This is a genomic window from Streptomyces sp. NPDC006516 (assembly GCF_040611875.1).
Lineage (GTDB): Bacteria > Actinomycetota > Actinomycetes > Streptomycetales > Streptomycetaceae > Streptomyces.
In genome coordinates this window covers 132041-148222 of the sequence record NZ_JBEXPD010000012.1, presented here as the reverse complement: position 1 = coordinate 148222, position 16182 = coordinate 132041, and the positions used below count along the sequence as shown (strand labels likewise).

The window sequence follows — 16182 nt, the reverse complement described above, 5'->3', positions numbered from 1 at the left end:
TTCATGACGACACGCGCAGCCCTGCTGGTCCTCGCCGACGGCCGGTTCCCCGCCGGGGGTCACGCCCACTCCGGTGGCGCCGAACCGGCCGTCAAGGCAGGACACATCCGCAACGCCCAGGATCTGGCGGCCTTCTGCCTGGGCCGTCTCCACACCACCGGGCTCACCTCCGCCGCACTCGCCGCCGCGGCGGCCCACGGCCTCGACCCGCTCGCGCTCGACGAGGCCGCCGATGCCCGGACACCCTCACCCGCACTCAGGAACGTCGCGCGCAAGCTCGGACGCCAGCTGATGAGGGCCGCCCGGGCCACCTGGCCCAGCCCCGAACTGGCGGCGCTGGCCGAAGCCCGGCCCCGCGGTGCCCACCAGCCCGTCGTTCTCGGCCTCACGGCCCGGGCGGCGGGTCTCGGCCCCGAGGACGCCGCGCACTGCGTCGCCTACGAGACGGTCAGTGGCCCGGCCACCGCGGTGGTCCGGCTGCTCTCCCTCGACCCCTTCGAGGCCACCGCCGTCCTCGCCCGGCTCGCCCCCGCACTCGACCAGGTCGCAGAGCAGGCAGCGGAAGCCGCACGGAAGGGCCTCGAGGCCCTGCCCGCCGCCTCGGCCCCGCTGCTCGACATCTCGGCCGAGGCCCACGCTGCCTGGCCGGTCCGCCTGTTCGCGTCCTGAACCCAACCCAGCCCTCCGACCGCACCAGACGACACCAGGAGCCGCATTCCATGCACCTCGACCATGCCCACAACGGGCCCGCAGCCGTCAGCGCCGACGCCGCACGTCCCGACGGCACCCGGCGCGCTCTGCGCATCGGCCTCGGCGGGCCGGTCGGCTCCGGCAAGACCGCGACCGTCGCCGCACTCTGCCGGGCCCTGCGCGACAGGATCTCCATCGCCGTCGTCACCAACGACATCTACACCCGTGAGGACGCCGCCTTCCTGCTGCGCAACGCCGTACTGCCCCCCGAGCGCATCCAGGCCGTCGAGACCGGCGCCTGCCCGCACACCGCGATCCGGGACGACATCTCCGCCAACCTCGAAGCGGTCGAGGACCTCGAGGACTCCGTGGGGCCCCTGGACCTGATCCTCGTCGAATCCGGCGGCGACAATCTCACCGCCACCTTCTCCAGGGGCCTCGTCGACGCCCAGATCTTCGTGATCGACGTGGCGGGCGGAGACGACATCCCGCGCAAGGGCGGGCCCGGCGTCACCACCGCCGACCTGCTCGTCATCAACAAGACCGACCTCGCGCCCTACGTCGGTTCCGATTTGGGGCGTATGGCCGAGGACGCCGCGGCGCAACGGGGCGAACTCCCCGTGGTGTTCACCTCCCTGACCGGTCCCGACGGTGTCGCACCCGTCGCTGACTGGGTGCGGGCACAGCTCGCCGCCTGGGCCGCATGAGCGTCGAGGCCACCGCCCGGATCACCGCCATAGCCGGCGGGCCGGGTGGCACGGTGCTGCCCGTGCTCGAGAGCGCCGGCCCCCTCGCCGTACGCCGCACCAGATCCCCCGACACCGCGTACGCGCGCGTCACCGTGGTCGGCGCGATGAGTGCCCCCCTCGGTGGCGACCGGCTCGCCGTCGAGGTTCGGGCCGAGGACGGCGCGCGGCTGACCGTGGACTCCGCCGCCGCGACCGTGGCGCTGCCGGGAGCCGACCCGGACGCGGGACCGGCCACGTACGACGTGCGGCTGAGCGTGGGAGAGGAGGCCGAGCTGCGCTGGCTCCCCGAACCGCTCGTCTCCGCGCACGGCAGTGACCTCGACATGACCACTCGCGCCGAACTCGCGCCCACCGCGCGTCTGGTGCTCCGGGAGGAACAGGTCCTGGGGCGCCACGGCGAATCCACCGGCAGGCTCACCACCCGTCTGATCGTCCGCAGGGCCGGCCGTCCGCTGCTCGACCAGCAGCTGGCATACGGCCCGGGGGCCCCCGGCGGCTGGGACGGGGCGGCCGTCCTGGGCGGCCATCGGGCGGTGGGACAACTGCTCGTCGTCGATCCCGCGTTCGGCCAGGGAGCTCCCGCAGCCCGCGTCCTCGGTCCCACCGCCGTGCTGGCGCCGCTGGCCGGCCCCGCCGTCCTGGTGACGGCGCTCGCTGCCGACGCACGGCTGCTCCGCGCGGTGCTGGACGAGGCCCTGGAGGGCCTTATGAAGGGGACAAGGGCCCACGGGCGGGCGTGAGTTCGCTCAGCGGGACAGTGACACCGGTTATTGGTTCGGTAAAGAAACATGTGTACGCCCTGTTCTCAGCAGGCTCACAGGCGAAAGGATCCACGGGACGAACGAACGACGCGCCGCCACCGGCGGCGCATCACACAGGGGGAGGTTCCACTTGAGACGCACAGCGGTGCTCGGTTCGGCCGGCACTCTGATAGCGGGCACGCTCATAGCAGGGGCGATAGCCGCACCGGCCGCAGGCGCCGACAGCCGCCACCACGGTGACCGGGAAGCGCGCGGTGTCCAGACCGCCGCGGCCCGGGCGGCGAAGAAGGGTATCGACTGGACGGACTGTCCGGCCGACTGGGCGATCGCCGCGCCCATCCAGTGCGGCTGGGTGACGGTGCCGCTCGACTACAGCAAGCCCGACGGCAAGCAGATCAAGCTCGCCGTCGACCGGCACATCAGCACGGGTACGAAGGACGAGCGCCAGGGCGCGCTCGTCTACAACCCCGGAGGCCCCGGCGGCTCGGGTATGGCGTTCCCGAAGCGCATCGTCAACAAGAACCCGCTGTGGACGAAGACCGCGAAGGCATACGACTTCGTCGGCTTCGACCCGCGCGGTGTCGGCCACTCGGCGCCGATCTCCTGCATCGACCCGCAGGAGTTCGTGAAGGCCCCGAAGGCGGACCCGGTCCCCGACAGCGAGGCCGACAAGCGTGCTCAGCGCAAGCTCGCCGCCGAGTACGCCGACGGCTGCGCCGAGCGCAGCGGCTGGATGCTGCCGCACATGACCACGCCCAACACCGCACGCGACCTGGACGTCATCCGGGCCGCGCTCGGTGAGAAGAAGCTCAACTTCCTGGGCGTCTCCTACGGCACCTACCTGGGCGCGGTCTACGGCACGCTCTTCCCGTCGCACGTGCGCCGCATGGTCGTCGACAGCGTGGTCAACCCCGCGAAGGACAACATCTGGTACGAGGCCAACCTCAACCAGGACATCGCCTTCCAGACACGCTGGGACGACTGGAAGGCGTGGGTCGCCGCGAACGACGCCGCCTACCACATCGGTGACACGCCGGAGAAGGTCGAGCAGGCGTGGCTGACCCTGCGCGCCGCGGCCAAGAAGAACCCGATCGGTGGCGTCGTCGGACCCGCCGAGCTCATCGGATTCTTCCAGGGCGCGCCCTACTACGACTCCGCATGGGCGCCCACCGCCCAGATCTGGAGCGACTACCTGGGCGGCGACACCCAGGCGCTGATCGACGCCGCGGCACCCGACCTGTCGGACACCGCTGGCAACATCAGCTCGGAGAACGGCAACGCCGTCTACACCGCGGTCGAGTGCGCGGACGCCAAGTGGCCCACCAGCTGGCGCAAGTGGGACCGCGACAACACCAGGCTGCACCAGGAGTACCCGTTCATGACCTGGGCCAACGCCTGGATGAACCTGCCCTGTGCGACCTGGCCGTCCAAGCAGCAGACGCCGCTGGACGTGCGCACCGGCAAGGGGCTCCCTCCCGTGCTGATCGTGCAGTCCACGCGTGATGCCGCCACGCCGTACGAAGGCGCTGTCGAGCTCCACAAGCGCTTCAAGGGCTCCCGTCTCATCACCGAGGAGGGCGCCGGCTCGCACGGTGTCACCGGCCTGGTCAACCCCTGCGTCAACGAGCGGGTGGACACCTACCTGCTCACCGGGAAGACCGACCGGCGCGATGTGACGTGCACGCCGCACGCCACGCCGAAGCCGTAAAAACCCTGTGAGAGAGAGCGGGCGGCCGGGATTCTCAGGGCCGCCCGCTCTCGCGTCCGCGGTCGTACCGCTCAAGCCAGGCGTCCTCGGCCACGTAGTCGAAGAGGCCTTCGCCGTAGTTGCGCAGCATCTTCGGGAAGGCCTGCCTCCAGTCCTGGCCGCGCAGTTGTGCCGCGAGCCACTCGACGGTCCCGGGGAGCGACTCCGCGTAGTCCGTCACCGGGCGGTAGCCGAGCTCCTGATCGGCGAGCGACATGTCGTAGACCACGGGGCGGGCACCCGACCACGGTGTCTCCCCGACACCTCCCTCGGGCGGCGGACCCGCCACCAGCACCGTCTCGGTCCTCACGCCGAGCACGTCGTCGACGGCGGCGGCGATCTCCGCGACCGTCGGCGCCTGCGGATCACCCGCGTTGAGCACCCGGGAGCCCGGACGGCGGGCCGCGAGACGTATCAGTTCGGCAAGGTTGGTCACGTGGACCGGGTGGAAGCGGCTCTGCCCGTCGTAGGCGAGAACCCGTCGTGCCCGGCCGTCGAGCTGGCGCTTGACGAAGTACAGCTCGCGTGGTGTGCGGCAGTGCTCGCCGTGTATCGCGCCCGCCCGGAGCAGCGTCACCGGCAGCCTCTCGCCGGCCGCGAGCAGTTCCTGTTCGAGTGCGACCTTCCGCGTCCCGTACGTCGCTTCCCCCGGGGCCACGGTGCGCTGCGTTTCCGGGATCGGCACCGGATACAGCGGGAAGCCGTCCGGCTCGTCCTGGGTGTCGAAACTCCGGCCTCGGTCGTCCTCGTACACCGCGCCGCTGGAGATGACGACCGCGGAACCGATCCGGTCCGCGAGCCCCGACAACTGGGCGGCGTGATCTTGGCCGAAGGCGGCCATGTCCACCAGGACGTCGCAGCCGTCGCCCAGCGCTGCCGCGAGTGCCCCCTTCTCCTCCCGGTCGAGCGCGAGGGCGCGCACTCCACCGCTCCATGTGGCGTCACGGCCGCCTCCGCGTGAGGCCGCCGTGACCTCCCAGCCGTCCTCGGTCAGGGCCCGCACCGCGGCCCTGCCGATCTGTCCTGTCGCGCCCAGCACGAACGCTCGTCCTCCGGTCATGCACCGAACGCTACGGCCGCCCCAGCCCCCGGAACAGGCAAATCTGCCGTCGGCAGAGTCCACGCTCAGCGTGACCGCCGCGGGAACTTCCTGGGCTGCTCGGCCTGGGCCGCCTTCGCCTTGACGGCGTACTCGTCGACGTACTCCTGCCCCGAGAGACCGAGGATGGCGTACATGATCTCGTCCGTCACCGCGCGGATCGCCGCCTTCTCGTTCTCCATGCCCGCGTAGCGGGAGAAGTCCATCGGTTCCCCGAAGCGGATCGTGACCCGCTTGATCCGGGGCACCTTCTGCCCAGGCGGCTGGATCTCGAACGTACCGACCATCGCGCAGGGGACGACGGGGACGCCTGCCTTGATCGCCATCACGGCGACCCCGACCTTGCCCTTGTACAGCCGTCCGTCGTGCGAACGGGTGCCTTCCGGGTAGATGCCGAGCAGCTCCCCCCTGTTCAGCACCCCCAGCCCCTCGCGGATCGCCGACTGCCCCGCCTCCTTGCCCGAACGGTCCACGGGGATCTGCCCGATGCTGTGGAAGAAGGCGGCCGTCAGCTTGCCCTTGATTCCGGGGCCGGTGAAGTACTCGGCCTTCGCGAGGAACGTGATGCGGCGCTTGATGATCGCGGGCATCAGGAAGTGGTCGGAGAAGGACAGATGATTGCCCGCGACGATGGCCGCACCCTCGTCGGGAACGTGCTCCAGCCCTTCGATGCGAGGACGGAACACCAGCCGGAGCAGGGGGCCCAGGACGACGTACTTCAGAACGTAATAGAACACAGCTTCTCTCCTAGCCTTCTGACCGGGCTGGTTGCCGCGTTCTGCCGGATCACACATGACGGTGTCGCTCTTGACCGACTTACCTGACGCGCCATCAGTCGGCAGACCGTTCGAACTCGGTACTACTCCTGAACGATCGATCGTAGCCCCGTTTCGGCCGCCCACCGAGGGTCCGGAGCGGTGCGCGTTGGGCCGGGCGTTCTCCGGATCGCCGAGCCGGCCCGTTGCCTGCGTTCTCTGCTGCCCCCGCGAGCGGTTGGAACACCGGCGGCACACACTCCCCGGCCGCGTGCCGGCACTGTGCCCCTGTGCCCCCTGTGCCCCCTGTGTCCCCGTGTCCCCGTGCCCCCGTGCAAGATGGATGCATGACTGGGGACGCGGGGTACGCGGGAGACGTGGGCGGGATTGTTGTGAGCAAGCAGGATCTCCGTGAGGTCGCCGCGTTCGCCGGCGCCTGCGCGGAGGCTGTGCTCGCGATCTTCGAGGCGGACCAGCCGGACGACGCGCGGCCTCGAGACGCTGTCGGTGCCGCGTGGGACTTCGCTCGCGGCGGGGAGCGGGGGAAGGCTCTGCGCGACACCGCGTCGGCGGCCCTCAAGGCGGCCAAGAGCGCGGAGACCGCGGCAGCCCACGAGGCGGCATGGGCAGCCATGTCCGCGGCAGGCTCCGCTTACCTGCATCCGCTCGCCAAGGCCACCCAGGTCAAGCACATCCTCGGCGCCGGCGCCTACGCCGCCCGAGCGGTGGAACTCGCCGCCGGCGACGACCGGAGCATCGGTGCGGACCACGTCCGGCAGCTGGTGCGCCGCGCGACTCCGGCAGTCGTCGACGTGCTCCAGCGCTTCCCGGCTGCGCCGAGCGGCGGAGGACGGGTCGGTGAGCTGATCCGGCTGCTGGACGACGGTCTGCGCGCGCTCGCCCTCCCCGCCTGACGCTTCACCGCTGGGCCTCGGCGACCTGGCGCGCCCTCGCTACCGCATCGGACCACGTCGGCGGCCGGCTGGGCGACGACACGGCCATGATCGCGATCAGTCGCCCGGCCACGCAGCATTGACCGCGCCGCAACACAGGGACGACCCGCGTCGGCCAGGCAGAAATGGCCACGTCGACAGAGCGCAGACGACCGCGCGACCACGCACACCTGAACGCCCACAGCTACCGCCCCGCCGCCCGACCGCGACGGCGTGGCGGTACGCGCCCCGCCTCCTCCGGTGCCGAGCCGAGCGCGGGGCGAGTCCTCGCCGAGGCCCCGTCCGCCGCCGGTTCAGGTGTCGCGAGTGGCGACCATCCCCAGGGTGGCCAAGCCCAGCACCACCCAGCCGAACCACAGCCAGCCGTTGCTTCCCAGCGCCACCGTGTACGCCGTCACCGCGATCAGGGCGCCGACGGTGAGCACCCCCATGGTCTTCGTGGATCCAGGCATGAGCACACGCTCCTCACCCGGCCGCACGGCCGTTGGAGCCATGGTCACCCCTGAGGCGCACCCACCGCTACTGCCCGCGTGTCTGCAATGAGGCGAGATAGGCGTTGTACGCCTTCAGCTCCTGGTCGCCGTCGCGGTCCGCCGCGCGGTCGGTGCGCTTCGCCGACCGCTGCTCGGAGCGGTACCACTGGAAGACGAGAGCGATCAGCACCAGCACGGACGGGATCTCGCTGAACGCCCAGGCGATGCCCCCCGCCACGGACTGGTCGCTCAGCGCGTCGACGCCCAGGGAGGCCGGGGGGTTCTCGTACGCCTTCACCATCGGCTGGCTCGCCATCATCAGCGCGATCCCGAAGAAGGCGTGGAACGGCATTCCCGCGAAGAGCTCCAGCATCCGCATCACGTAGCCGGGCCGGTGGGGGCCGGGGTCGACGCCCATGATCGGCCAGAAGAACACCAGGCCGACCGCCAGGAAGTGCACCATCATCGCGATGTGGCCGGGCTTCGAGTCCATCAGGAAGTCGAACAGCGGGGTGAAGTAGAGCGCGTAGAGGCTCGCGATGAAGAGCGGGATCGTGAAAGCCGGGTGCGTGATGATCCGCAGGTAGCGGCTGTGGAGCAGCTTGAGCAGCAGCTCGCGAGGGCCCGTACGGTCCCGGCCCGCCACCGGCAGCGCTCGCAGCGCGAGCGTGACGGGGGCACCCAGCAGCAGCAGGATCGGAGAGACCATGCTGATCACCATGTGCTGCACCATGTGCACACTGAACATGACCATGCCGTAGTCGTTGAGACCGGTGCACATCACCAGGGCGATGGTCAGCACGCCCAGGACGAAGAAGACGATCCGGTTGACCGGCCAGCTGTCGCCCCGGCCGCGCAGTCGCGCGACCGCGTATCCGTAAAGGACGAGCGCGGCGACGCAGCCGACCAGGAAGAACGGGTCCGCGGAGAATTCGAGTCCGCGTCCCAGCGTGAACGGCGGCAGATCCATGTTCATGCCGTGCCCGCTGTGATCCATCTGTTCACTCCCGCCGGGGACGTCCCCGATTCGTGCCGGTTGTCCGGACCAGAGTAGAACCGCCCCCGGCCGCGAGTGCGGCCGGGGGCGGTTCAGCGGACGGTGTGGCGGGTCAGAGGACGACCTGTGCCTCGGCGTAGCGCTCGTCGGGAACCGTCTTCAGGGTCTCCACCGCCGCCGCCAGCGGCACCATCGTGATGTCGGTACCGCGCAGTGCCGTCATCATGCCGAACTCACCGCGGTGCGCCGCCTCGACGGCGTGCCAGCCGAAGCGGGTGGCGAGGACGCGGTCGTACGCGGTCGGGGTGCCGCCGCGCTGCACATGGCCGAGGATCACCGGGCGGGCCTCCTTGCCCAGGCGCTGCTCCAGCTCACCGGAGAGCTGCGTCGCCACCCCCGCGAAGCGCTCGTGGCCGTAGATGTCCTTCGTGCCCTGGTTGAACTCCATGGAGCCCTCCCGCGGCTTCGCGCCCTCGGCCACGACGACGATCGCGAACTTCTTGCCGTCGGAGAAGCGCCGGCCGACCACATCGGTCAGTTCGTCGATGTCGAAGGGGCGCTCCGGTACGACGATGGCGTGCGCGCCGGCCGCCATGCCCGAGTGCAGTGCGATCCAGCCGGTGTGACGGCCCATGACCTCGACGATCAGCACGCGCTGGTGCGACTCGGCCGTGGTCTTCAGCCGGTCGAGCGCCTCGGTCGCGACTCCGACAGCCGTGTCGAAGCCGAACGTCACGTCCGTGGAGGCGATGTCGTTGTCGATCGTCTTCGGTACCCCGACGATGGGCAGGCCGGCCTCGGAGAGCAGGTTGGCGGCCTTCAGCGTGCCCTCGCCGCCGATCGGGATGATCGCGTCCAGGCCGAGGTCGGCGACATGGCCCCTGGCCCGCTCGACGCCGTCACGCAGATGCGCGGGCTGGACGCGGGAGGAGCCGAGAATGGTGCCGCCACGAGCGAGGATGCCGCCGACCGCGTCGAGGTCGAGCTTGCGGTAGTCGCACTCGAGGAGGCCCCTCCAGCCGTCGTGGAAGCCGATGACCTCGTCGCCGTGGTCGACCACCGCACGGTGCACGACGGAACGGATGACGGCGTTGAGGCCGGGGCAGTCGCCGCCGGAGGTGAGCACACCAATTCGCATTGCCCGGGAAACCTTTGCAACGTGGGCCGACGCCGGACCACGTCGTCCGGTTGGATCCCCGCCACCCTACCGGCGCTGGGTGACGGGACCGAACCCACTGTCCGACTGCTGGACGTCCACCGGACGTACACCGGCCGCTCACACCTGCGGACCGGCCCGTGGAACGGGCCGGTCCGTGGGAAGTACGTCAGGCGGGCTGGGTCGCCGCGGCGATCCGCTCGGCGCGCAGCGCCTCGTACCACCGGTCGTCGCTCGGCGGCAGCGCGTTCACGTCCAGGGCCAGCTTGAGCAGGTGGTCCGCGATGAGCGGGTTCCGCGCCAGCACGGGCCCGTGCATGTACGTACCGAAGACGGTGTCGTTGTACGCGCCTTCCGTGCCGTCCCCCGTGCCGTTGCCCCGGCCGAGCCGGACCCGGGCGAACGGGCGGGCCGTCGGGCCGAGGTGGGTGACACCCTGGTGGTTCTCGAAGCCGGTCAGCGGCGGCAGACCCAGGTTCGGGTCGATGTCGCCGAGCACGTCACCGACGCACCGGGCGCCTTCGCCCCGGGTGGAGACGACGTCGAGCAGCCCGAGGCCGGGCTCCCGCTCCCCGAGGTCGTTGATGAACTCGTGGCCGAGGATCTGGTAGCCGGCGCAGACCGAGAAGATGATCGCGCCGTTGGCCGCGGCCCTGCTCAGCCCGCCGTCACGGCGCAGCCGCTCCGCGGCGAGCCGCTGGGGCCGGTCCTCCCCGCCGCCGATCAGATAGATGTCGCCCGACGTCGGGATGGGCTGGTCGCTGCGCACGTCGACACGCGACACGTCCAGGCCGCGCTGGCGTGCCCGGCGCTCCACCACCAAGGCGTTGCCCTGGTCGCCGTAGGTGCTGAGGAGGTCGGGATAGACCCACACCAGCCGCAGGCTGTTGTTGCTCATGCTTCGTCCTCTCCGGGGGTTGCCCGCGCGGGGGTCAGTTGCCGACACGACGGCGCAGATCCTGGAAGGCGGTGTAGTTGGCGATGACCTCGATGCGGCCGGGCGGAGCCATCTGGACCGCCTCGTCGAGGTTCTCGCAGACACGGAAGTCCAGTCCGGCCACCTCGAGCCGGACCGCGAGGTCCAGCTTGCGGTCGCCGAGCACGAAGATCGGGTGCCCGTAGAGCTGCGTGTAGTCGACGTCCCACAGCCAGGAGGTGTCCGTGCCGTCGGCGCCGCGTGCGTTCACCGAGAGGATCACGGGGGTCGGCGGCGGGTCGATCAGGGAGAACGTCTCGAGCCAGCCCGCCGGGTTCTTCGCCAGCAGGAGCCGCAGCTCGCGGCCGAGGAAGGTGACGACGTCGTAGCGGCCGGCCACGGCCTGCACCTGGTACATGCGCTCCAGCGCGACCTGCGGCGGCACACCGAAGACGGCGGCCACGGCGGCCGAGCTGGTGGCGTTGGCCTTGTTGGCACGGCCCGGCAGCTGGAGGTGGATCGGCCACGCGGAACCGTGCGGGTCCAGGACGTAGTCGCCGTTCAGCGCCCAGCTCGGCGCGGGGCGGCGGAAGCCGCACTCGCCGCAGAACCAGTCGTCGCCCGGCCGCTGCATCACACCGCCGCAGGACGGGCAGGACCAGGCGTCGTCCTTCCACGCCTGTCCGGCGGCGACCCACACCACGTTGGGGGAGGAGGAAGCCGCCCAGACGATCAGGGGGTCGTCGGCGTTGGCCACGATCACGGCCTTGGAGCCGGACAGCCCCTCACGCCACTTCTCCGCCAGCATCCGGGTCTCCGCCGCGCGGTCCAGCTGGTCGCGGGAGAGGTTGAGCAGCGCGATCACCTTGGGGGTCGTGTCGCGTGCCACACCGGCGAGGTACTTCTCGTCCACCTCGATCACGCCGTACCGCGCGTCCGAGCCGCCCGCCAGCGCGGAGGTGATCCCCGCGGGCATGTTGGCCCCGAGGGCGTTGGACACGACGGGCCCAGCGGCCCGGAGCGCCTCGGCGATGAGCCGGGTGGTGGTCGTCTTGCCGTTCGTCGCGGACACGAGAATCACGTCCAGGTGCTGCGCCAGCCGCCCGAGCAGGTCGGGGTCGAGCTTGAGCGCCACCCGGCCGCCGATCACCGATCCGCTGCCGCGCCCCGCAGCGCGCGACACCGCCGCCGCGGCCTTGCCCGCCGTCACGGCGAGCTTGGCCCGCGGCGACAACGGCTCCGTGTTGCCTGCCATCGTCCTAGATCCTCCTTGCGTAAGTCCGCGCCCAGCCTATCGATGTCCGGCGCGGCGACCGCACCTCGGCACCACGGGGAAGGTGGAGGTCACGTGGAACGTACGCTTCTCCCCATGCGAAACCGCCCGATCCCCGGCAGTTCCGGACGCGTCCGTGCCATGAGCCTGTTCGGTGACCCGGTGCTGCACGGTCCCTGTGACGACGTCACCGACTTCGGACCTTCCCTCGCCCGCCTGGTCGAGGACATGTTCGCCACGATGTACGCCGCGAACGGAGTGGGACTCGCCGCCAACCAGATCGGCGTACCGCTCAAGGTGTTCGTGTACGACTGCCCGGACGACGACGACGTCCGGCACGTGGGCCACCTCGTCAACCCCGTCCTCGTCGAGGCCGACGGGATCACCGTACGCGGACCGGAGGGATGCCTTTCACTTCCGGGCCTGGAAGCAGGCACCCCGCGCTTCGACCACGCGGTCGTCGAGGGCCGGTCCGTGACCGGGGAGCCGGTGCGGATCACGGGCAACGGCTGGTTCGCCCGCTGCCTGCAGCACGAGTGCGACCATCTCGAAGGCCGGATCTACACGGACCGCCTGACGGGCCTGCGGCGTGCCAGGGCGCTCCGTGCCGCCCGGCGGGCGCCCTGGGGCCGCACGGTCACCGCCTGAGGCCGGGCACGCCCCCGGGAACGCGTGGCCCGTGCCGCTCGCGCCGCGTGAGCACGGCGGCGATCGCGGCCCGGCGGGCGTTCAGAACCCCGGGCCGCCCGGCAGGTCGCCCGCCTCGGCGAGCCTGCCCCACAGCAGGTCGGCGAGACTGCGTACGAGCGTCTCGCGCGAACACGGCCGGTCACCGAGCCACCAGTCCCCGGCTGCGTGCATCATGCCGACGATGCCGTGGCCCCAGATGCGTGCCATCTGCTCGCCGTCCGGGCCGAGGTCCACCCGCTCCACGATCACCTTGCCGAGCTCCTCGCCCAGCCGGCGCAGCAGTGGGGCCGAGTGGCGGCCGACGTCGAAACCCTGCTCGGGCGAGGGGGCCGCGTCGTCGGACGGGTGCATCAGGAAGCGGTAGACCTGCGGACGTGCCTCGATCGCGGCGAGGTAGGTGTCGAGCGTCGACTCGACCCGTGCACGCCGCTCGGACGGCGCGTCGAGCGCGGCCCGCAGGGCGCTGAGCAGCGCATCGGTGTGGCGCTTGGCGAGCGCGCGGTAGAGACCGCCCTTGTCGCCGAAGTGCCGGTAGAGGATGGGCTTGGTGATCCCGGCCTCCGCGGCGATCGCGTTCATCGAGGCCTTGGGGCCGTCCCTGAGCACCACTCGGTCCGCGGCTTCCAGCAGCTCCCGACGGCGTCTCTCGGCCGCCGTCCGCTGCCGTTCGGCCCCTCGTGCGGTCTCCATGTCTTTTCTCCCGCCCCACCCAGCTGTCCTGCGATCTCGTCACGCCCGGGCAACGTAACACCCTGCTCTGCCGTGCGCGGATCCCCAGCTGACCGGTTGACAGAAGCTACTTGCTGGTAACAGACTGTTGTTACCGCTAGTAACGGGTTATCCGGAAGTGCATGGAGGGAACATGGCCGAGTTCACGCTCGAGCTCAACGACGACCAGAAGCAGGTCCGTGACTGGCTGCACGGATTCGCCGCCGAGGTGATCCGGCCGGCCGCTTCGGAGTGGGACGAGCGTGAGGAAACGCCCTGGCCCGTCATCCAGGAGGCGGCCAAGGTAGGCATCTACTCCCTCGACTTCTACGCCCAGCAGTTCTTCGACCCTACGGGCCTGGGGATCCCCGTGGCGATGGAAGAGCTCTTCTGGGGTGACGCGGGCATCGCCCTGTCGATCGTCGGTACGGGGCTCGCGGCCGTCGGTGTGCTGGCCAACGGCACCGAGGAGCAGATCGGCACCTGGATCCCGCAGATGTACGGCGACGCGTCCGACGTGAAGGTCGCCGCCTTCTGCTCCTCCGAGCCCGACGCCGGCTCGGACGTCGCCTCGATGCGTACGCGCGCCGTGTACGACGAGGCCAAGGACGAATGGGTGCTCAACGGCACCAAGACCTGGGCGACCAACGGCGGCATCGCCAACGTCCACGTCGTCGTCGCCGTGGTCGACCCGGAGCTGGGCTCGAAGGGGCACGCCTCCTTCATCGTCCCGCCCGCCACGCCCGGCCTCTCCCAGGGGCAGAAGTTCAAGAAGCACGGGATCCGCGCCTCGCACACGGCCGAGGTCGTCCTGGAGGACGTCCGCGTCCCCGGTCACTGCCTGCTGGGCGGCAAGGAGAAGCTCGACGAGCGCCTCGCCCGGGCCCGCGAGCGCGCCAGGTCCGGCGGCGAGCGCGTCAAGAACGCGGCGATGGCCACCTTCGAGGCGTCCCGCCCCGCCGTCGGTGCCATGGCGGTCGGCACCGCGCGCGCGGCGTACGAGGTCGCCCTCGACTACGCCAAGACCCGCAGCCAGTTCGGGCGCCCCATCATCGACAACCAGGGCGTCGCCTTCCAGCTGGCGGACATGCGTACGCAGATCGACGCCGCGCGGCTCCTGGTGTGGCGCGCCTCCTGGATGGCCAGCGCGGGGAAGCCCTTCACCGCGGCGGAGGGCTCGATGTCCAAGCTCTACGCCAGCGAGACGGCGAAGTCGGTCACCGCCCAGGCCGTCCAGATCCTCGGCGGCAACGGCTTCACGCGCGAGTACCCGGTCGAGCGCATGCACCGCGACGCCGCGATCTACACCATCTTCGAGGGCACGAGCGAGATCCAGCGCCTGGTGATCGCCCGCACCCTGTCGGGCATGCCGATCCGCTGAGGCCGCTCGTCCGGAGCATGCCGGGGCCCGGCGCGCTCCGGACGAAGGGGCGGCGATGACGCGGGGCCGGACCGTGCGCCGGTCCGGCCCCGCGTGCCGTCCGTACCGCTCGCGGCTACCGCGGAAGCTGCGCCTCGATGGCCGCCACGACCTCCGGGGCCTCCGGCTCGGTCCGGGGGCGGATCCGGGCGACCGGCTCGCCGGCCGGGGAGATCAGGAACTTCTCGAAGTTCCACTGGACGTCACCTGCCGCGCCCTCGGAGTCGCTGACCTTCGTCAGCTCGGCGTAGAGAGGGTGGCGGTCCTCGCCGTTGACGTCGATCTTCTCCAGCAGGGGGAAGCTGACGCCGTACGTCGTCGAGCAGAACGTCTGGATCTCCTCCGCGCTGCCCGGCTCCTGGCCCGCGAACTGGTTGCAGGGCACGCCGAGCACGGTGAACCCGCGGTCTCCGTACTCCTTCTGCAGCCGCTCAAGGCCCGCGTACTGGGGCGTGAGCCCGCACTTGGAGGCGACGTTGACCAGGAGGACGGCCGAGCCCTCGTAGGCCCCCAGCGTCGTCGGCTCGCCGGTCAGGGTGCGGAGCGGGATGTCGTGCAGCGTCATGCGTGATCTCCTCGGTCGTGTGGCGTCACAGTCATTGTGACGCGCCCTCCTCGCCGGCGGCGGGGTGGCCGAGCTCCTTGTAGAAGAGGGTCGTTCCTCTGAGTGCGCCGGAGGGGTCCGCCGCGTACCGGGGGATGGAGCCGCACGCCGTCCAGCCCGCCGCGGTGTAGAGCCGCTCGGCGAGGCTGTCCGTCTCGGTGTCCAGGACCAGCAGCGTCAGCCCTTCCTCGGCGGCCCACTCCTCGACGGCCGTGAGCAGTGCGCGGCCGACCCCCCGGCCGCGGGCGGAGGGCCTGACGATCAGCTTGGCCACTTCCGCGCGGTGGCGTGCGTTGGGCAGGGGTGCCTTGACCAGGCCGACCGTGCCCGCCACCCGCTCGTCGTCGCGGGCGATCCAGACCTGGTGGCTCCCGGCCTCGACCGCGGCGGCCCGCTCCCGCCACCAGACGGCGGCGTCCGCCCGGTCCAGCGGTGCGAGGAACCCCACGGACGCCCCGCCTTCCACGGCCTCGACCAGCAGGGCTGCGAGTTCATCGGCGTAGGTGACCAGTTCGGGGCCGGACACGGGGACGATCTCGGTCATGGAGCGGGGTCCTTTCACATTCACGGCAGGACGATCATCAGTGCGTAGCGGACCGGGTGAGGGCCCGGACAGTGGAAGTGGGACGGGCCGCGCAGCCTGAAGCGCAGGCAGTCGCCCTGGCGCACGGTGTGCACCGTGCCGTCGACGGTGATCTCGACCGTGCCTTCGAGTACCCAGATGTGCTGCTCGACACCGGGCACGGGCGCGTTCTCGTACGCGATGTCGGTGCCCGCGTCGAGTGTGCCCTCGATGATCTCCGCACGCAGTCCGGCGTGCGGCGGCGAGACGGAGCGCCGGACGAATCCGGAGCGCGCGTCCCGCCACACCGGCTGCTGTGCGGCGGGAACCAGGTGCGGCGGCTCCGCCTCCACCTCCATGAGCAGGCGCGACATCGTCCGCCCGTACACGGTGCAGAGCCGGCCCAGCACGGTGGTGGTGGGACTCAGCTCGCCGCGCTCCAGCCGGGAGAGCGTCGAGCGGCTCACACCGGCGCGGCGCGACAGCTCGTCGAGCGACCAGCCGTGCTCGGTGCGGAGCATGCCCAGCCGGGCCGCCAGCCTGGCGTCCACGGAGGCCGGCGCCTCCAGTTCTCTCATATAAAGGATTCTATCTCAGATCAGAGAAATGGGGCGAGGGGGGCCGATGTG

18 protein-coding genes are annotated in these 16182 nt (G+C 71.0%); 7 read left to right on the top strand and 11 right to left on the bottom strand.

The window, feature by feature from the left end:
• Window positions 1-3: 3 nt before the first annotated feature.
• The 4 genes from ABZY45_RS27500 to ABZY45_RS27485 all read left to right on the top strand — a co-directional run bounded on the left by ABZY45_RS27500 (window position 4) and on the right by ABZY45_RS27485 (window position 3908).
• Complete coding sequence (locus tag ABZY45_RS27500) at window positions 4-669, top strand: urease accessory UreF family protein (protein WP_356744005.1); 666 nt, start codon at window positions 4-6, stop codon at window positions 667-669.
• Window positions 670-719: 50 nt separating this feature from the next.
• A complete protein-coding gene (gene ureG, locus ABZY45_RS27495) occupies window positions 720-1397 on the top strand; it encodes an urease accessory protein UreG (RefSeq protein WP_356744003.1) in 678 nt (225 codons plus the stop codon).
• Window positions 1394-2179 carry an urease accessory protein UreD gene (locus ABZY45_RS27490; RefSeq protein ID WP_356744001.1) on the top strand — a complete coding sequence of 262 codons (786 nt, stop codon included), beginning with the start codon at window positions 1394-1396 and terminating at the stop codon, window positions 2177-2179. The genes ureG and ABZY45_RS27490 overlap by 4 nt, the downstream gene beginning before the upstream one ends.
• A 151-nt stretch (window positions 2180-2330) precedes the next feature.
• On the top strand, window positions 2331-3908 hold the full coding sequence (locus ABZY45_RS27485; protein ID WP_356743999.1) for an alpha/beta hydrolase: 1578 nt from the start codon (window positions 2331-2333) through the stop codon (window positions 3906-3908).
• Window positions 3909-3942: 34 nt separating this feature from the next.
• On the opposite strand, the gene ABZY45_RS27480 is transcribed toward ABZY45_RS27485, so the two are convergent.
• Both ABZY45_RS27480 and ABZY45_RS27475 read right to left on the bottom strand, forming a co-directional pair.
• Window positions 3943-4986, bottom strand: coding sequence for an NAD-dependent epimerase/dehydratase family protein (locus ABZY45_RS27480; RefSeq protein ID WP_356744185.1), 1044 nt, complete (start codon window positions 4984-4986; stop codon window positions 3943-3945).
• 86 nt (window positions 4987-5072) lie between these two features.
• Window positions 5073-5783: a lysophospholipid acyltransferase family protein gene (locus ABZY45_RS27475; protein ID WP_356743997.1), complete on the bottom strand. Its 711-nt coding sequence runs from the start codon at window positions 5781-5783 to the stop codon at window positions 5073-5075.
• A gap of 365 nt (window positions 5784-6148) precedes the next feature.
• Here ABZY45_RS27475 and ABZY45_RS27470 point away from each other — a divergent pair, with 365 nt between their 5' ends.
• Window positions 6149-6715 (top strand): putative immunity protein, encoded by a 567-nt coding sequence (locus ABZY45_RS27470; RefSeq protein ID WP_356743994.1) that lies wholly within the window; start codon window positions 6149-6151, stop codon window positions 6713-6715.
• Between the two features lie 332 nt (window positions 6716-7047).
• Here the strand turns inward: ABZY45_RS27470 and ABZY45_RS27465 are convergent, their stop codons facing one another.
• The 5 genes from ABZY45_RS27465 to ABZY45_RS27445 form a co-directional block, all read right to left on the bottom strand.
• Window positions 7048-7206 carry a hypothetical protein gene (locus ABZY45_RS27465; RefSeq protein WP_356743992.1) on the bottom strand — a complete coding sequence of 53 codons (159 nt, stop codon included), beginning with the start codon at window positions 7204-7206 and terminating at the stop codon, window positions 7048-7050.
• A gap of 67 nt (window positions 7207-7273) precedes the next feature.
• A complete protein-coding gene (locus ABZY45_RS27460; protein WP_356743990.1) occupies window positions 7274-8224 on the bottom strand; it encodes a cytochrome c oxidase assembly protein in 951 nt (316 codons plus the stop codon).
• Between the two features lie 112 nt (window positions 8225-8336).
• Window positions 8337-9362 carry a 6-phosphofructokinase gene (locus tag ABZY45_RS27455; RefSeq protein WP_356743988.1) on the bottom strand — a complete coding sequence of 342 codons (1026 nt, stop codon included), beginning with the start codon at window positions 9360-9362 and terminating at the stop codon, window positions 8337-8339.
• 187 nt (window positions 9363-9549) lie between these two features.
• A complete protein-coding gene (locus ABZY45_RS27450; protein WP_356743987.1) occupies window positions 9550-10278 on the bottom strand; it encodes a glutamine amidotransferase in 729 nt (242 codons plus the stop codon).
• Window positions 10279-10312: 34 nt separating this feature from the next.
• Window positions 10313-11551 (bottom strand): MurT ligase domain-containing protein, encoded by a 1239-nt coding sequence (locus tag ABZY45_RS27445; RefSeq protein ID WP_145811566.1) that lies wholly within the window; start codon window positions 11549-11551, stop codon window positions 10313-10315.
• Window positions 11552-11665: 114 nt separating this feature from the next.
• Between ABZY45_RS27445 and def the strand changes: the two genes are divergently transcribed.
• Window positions 11666-12217, top strand: coding sequence for a peptide deformylase (def, locus tag ABZY45_RS27440; protein ID WP_356743985.1), 552 nt, complete (start codon window positions 11666-11668; stop codon window positions 12215-12217).
• An 81-nt stretch (window positions 12218-12298) separates the two neighbouring features.
• Here the strand turns inward: def and ABZY45_RS27435 are convergent, their stop codons facing one another.
• The gene (locus ABZY45_RS27435; RefSeq protein WP_356743983.1) at window positions 12299-12949 is read right to left on the bottom strand and encodes a TetR family transcriptional regulator; all 651 of its coding nucleotides are present in this window, start codon (window positions 12947-12949) and stop codon (window positions 12299-12301) included.
• A 172-nt stretch (window positions 12950-13121) separates the two neighbouring features.
• On the opposite strand from ABZY45_RS27435, the gene ABZY45_RS27430 reads away from it, so the two are divergent.
• Complete coding sequence (locus tag ABZY45_RS27430) at window positions 13122-14348, top strand: acyl-CoA dehydrogenase family protein (RefSeq protein ID WP_356743982.1); 1227 nt, start codon at window positions 13122-13124, stop codon at window positions 14346-14348.
• 115 nt (window positions 14349-14463) lie between these two features.
• On the opposite strand, the gene ABZY45_RS27425 is transcribed toward ABZY45_RS27430, so the two are convergent.
• Genes ABZY45_RS27425 through ABZY45_RS27415 form a run of 3 tightly spaced genes read right to left on the bottom strand, consistent with a single transcriptional unit; the run spans window position 14464 to window position 16131 of the window.
• Window positions 14464-14952 (bottom strand): glutathione peroxidase, encoded by a 489-nt coding sequence (locus ABZY45_RS27425; RefSeq protein ID WP_356743980.1) that lies wholly within the window; start codon window positions 14950-14952, stop codon window positions 14464-14466.
• Window positions 14953-14983: 31 nt separating this feature from the next.
• Window positions 14984-15535, bottom strand: coding sequence for a GNAT family N-acetyltransferase (locus ABZY45_RS27420; RefSeq protein ID WP_356743979.1), 552 nt, complete (start codon window positions 15533-15535; stop codon window positions 14984-14986).
• A gap of 20 nt (window positions 15536-15555) precedes the next feature.
• A complete protein-coding gene (locus ABZY45_RS27415) occupies window positions 15556-16131 on the bottom strand; it encodes an XRE family transcriptional regulator (RefSeq protein WP_356743978.1) in 576 nt (191 codons plus the stop codon).
• Window positions 16132-16182 lie beyond the last annotated feature (51 nt).